General features: G+C 49.4%; 1 protein-coding gene. It reads left to right on the top strand.

Translation table 11 applies throughout. From position 1 onward, the window contains the following. Positions 1 to 5: 5 nt before the first annotated feature. Positions 6 to 265, top strand: a 260-nt coding sequence (locus tag SB754_RS20810; RefSeq protein ID WP_410784252.1) for a cytochrome c oxidase assembly protein, incomplete at its 3' end; no start/stop codon positions are given.

The raw sequence follows: 265 nt of genomic DNA, 5'->3' as shown, positions 1-265 counted from the left end.
CCTACATTTTTGCAAATGGGGTACTGATTACTCCTGCCTGTGCGCTTATCATTTTTGCGGAAGACCCTTTGTACGCCACATACATGTCGGTTCCGCAAATATTCCCGAGTCTCGACACGTTCAGCGACCAGCGTTTGGGCGGAATTATTATGAAGCTGATACAGGAGCTCGTATACGGTTGTGTGCTCGCGTATGTCTTCTACAACTGGTATAAACAGGAGAAGCAGGAGGACTTGCCCATGGATTTGCAACCGTCTGCCGCAGC

It is taken from the genome of Leifsonia sp. SIMBA_070 (assembly GCF_046534635.1).
Taxonomy (GTDB): Bacteria; Actinomycetota; Actinomycetes; order Actinomycetales; family Microbacteriaceae; genus Leifsonia.
The sequence above is the reverse complement of the archived record's forward strand: the minus strand, read 5'-3'. Positions and strand labels throughout refer to the sequence as shown.